The sequence below is a fragment of the Paraburkholderia sp. BR10954 genome (assembly GCF_040965775.1).
GTDB classification, from domain to species: Bacteria; Pseudomonadota; Gammaproteobacteria; order Burkholderiales; family Burkholderiaceae; genus Paraburkholderia; species Paraburkholderia youngii.
Genome location: NZ_JBFRCK010000379.1, coordinates 1 through 201, shown reverse-complemented (window position 1 = coordinate 201; position 201 = coordinate 1). Strand labels below are relative to the sequence as shown.

Sequence of the window (201 nt, the reverse complement as noted above, 5' to 3'; positions counted from 1 at the left end):
CGCCTCCCCCAGAATCTGCCGCAGCCGCGCGCCCGGATACGCCGCATCCAGCGGCACATACGCACCCCCCGCCTTCAGGATCGCCAAGAGCCCCACCACCATCGCCGCGCTGCGCTCCACGCAGATCCCCACCGGCTGGTCCGGCCTCACCCCCAGTCCGACCAGATGGTGCGCCAGCCGGTTGGCCCGCGCATTGAGCTC

At 72.1% G+C, this 201-nt stretch carries 1 protein-coding gene; it reads right to left on the bottom strand.

The window, feature by feature from the left end; translation table 11 throughout:
• The coding region (locus tag AB4Y34_RS42630; RefSeq protein ID WP_368719389.1) for an AMP-binding protein at nucleotides 1-201 on the bottom strand (201 nt) is incomplete at both ends.